Below are 1,720 nucleotides of genomic sequence, written 5' to 3' on the forward strand. Positions count from 1 at the left end.
GTTTCCTTGACTAAGGCTGCAACACAGTGATTAGCAAAGTCTTGATAGGCGGATTCTTCGACATTGACTGGTTTAACAAATAGCAGTAGGGTCTGTCCGATGGAGGCTTGGATTTGGTCAGTGGGATTTAGCTGACTTAGCTGGGCTAACTCTACAGTTTCACGGTAACGTAGGGTCACGTCAAGGGCATAGGTATCGTGAATGCGCAGGGGAGAAATTTCTCCCATCAGGCGCAAACCATTTGTATCTGACTCACTGTGAAAACGCAGCTGACGGGCTTGATCTGATTGGGGGTCTTTCCTGACCAATTCCAGCCAATCATCTAGATAGGGTTTTTCCTCTGGTGTTGCTTCTTGGTCTTCATTGCTGGGATTGTACTGGTACTGAGAGTCTTTGGGATCGTAAGTGTAGCAGCGGAGTTGTTTTTTGAGAGATTTGAGGAGTTGGATATTACGTTGTTCACCAAGGGCAACACATTGTTCCCACAGTTGGTTGGCATTGTCCATCACCTGTTGCTTGCCTTTGGTAATGTCTTGGCGAAGCTGAAAGGCATAGAGGGTGAGGCTAGGATTGTGTGCTTTCCATGGTGTGGGTGTTTGGTTCATTTGCTAGAGTCTGATGGTTTTTGCTCCTTAGTAGTTTCGCGAAAACTTTCCCGCATCTTGTTTTTTATATCTGTTTTGTAGTCTTTGGGTTGAGGTTTGGGATTGGATTCAGCTTGACCCCTGTCGTCTTCAGATGTTGAACCAAACATGCTATCTAGTTGATCAGTTAAAGCAATAAGAATATCAGGGTGTTCTAGGCACCAAGCGGAGATAGCCTCTGAGAGGGATTCAACATCTTCTGGAAACTTGTCTATTTGTTGCTCTAAATCAGTCCTATTCTCAGCTATAAAAACCGAAGGGTAGTCTTTGATTAGCTCAATAAAAGCTTCGATGTTTTGTTCAGGTGTCAGTGACATATTATTAAAAATTAAGAGATAAATGTAGAATAAGGTTTATTGACCGATGGCACAAAAAGCAGCCCAGTAGTAAGGTGATTTAAAAGGCTGTTCTTTCGGCTTCATCTTCTTGAACCTAAGCAACCAATCCACTTTCTGAGTGGAAGTCAGGGAAAGAAGGTTTAGATGGTTTGTCCACTCTTCTAATGCTTCTTTCGTAACCTCCCGTAGCCAGGTTTGAGCTTGGTTGAGGGCAACGGCAACTTCACCGGTTTCTCTGGTGGGAAACTGACTTAGGTTTTGATAAAATTTAATCATTAAGAACGCAGTGGCAAAGTCATTCACTGTCCAAAGGCTGCTGACAACGCTGGGACTACCTGCATAGAGGAAACCACTAGGCAAACTAATATATTCATCGCTGCTGTACTCAGCATAAGTACTACTGTCATAAGTACTACTGTCAGTAGTTTTTATAACTGCAGTAATGCCTGTTTCACAAGCAGAGAGGGTGACAAGGCGGCATTGATTGAGACTGAGTCCAAAGATTTCCGCTAAGGTGAGGCGTCCATCTTCTGGACTTTCATCTTTGCCTAAAATCAGTGCTGATTCTAAGGGTGATTCTAGATTGAACTCACCATGACAAGAAAAATGATGACAGTGGGATAGTGACATCTCTTGACTGGTCTTAACAGCAGCTTCAGTTGCAGCCTGCTTGGCTAAGACTTGGGAAGAGGGGAATAATGGGAGAATGTTGTTAACCTCTAAGTCGGCGTATTCTAG

The 1,720-nt window shown here is 43.7% G+C and carries 2 protein-coding genes and 1 pseudogene; all 3 read right to left on the reverse strand.

Going from position 1 to position 1,720, the window contains the following annotated elements:
* Window positions 1–605: pseudogene (locus F6K49_RS46190) on the reverse strand (hypothetical protein); the annotation flags it as partial.
* On the reverse strand, window positions 602–961 hold the full coding sequence (locus F6K49_RS46195) for a hypothetical protein (protein WP_293109147.1): 360 nt from the start codon (window positions 959–961) through the stop codon (window positions 602–604). The gene F6K49_RS46195 and the pseudogene F6K49_RS46190, both read right to left, overlap by 4 nt.
* A gap of 36 nt (window positions 962–997) precedes the next feature.
* Window positions 998–1,720 (reverse strand): CHAT domain-containing protein (locus F6K49_RS46200; protein WP_293109149.1); only part of this gene is annotated, 723 nt, incomplete at its 5' end.

It is taken from the genome of Moorena sp. SIO3I6 (assembly GCF_010672095.1).

What these genes read in the sequence shown, in the direction of transcription:
- F6K49_RS46195 (WP_293109147.1), bottom strand. Translation starts at nt 961, where the DNA reads ATGTCACTGACACCTGAACAAAACATCGAAGCTTTTATTGAGCTAATC.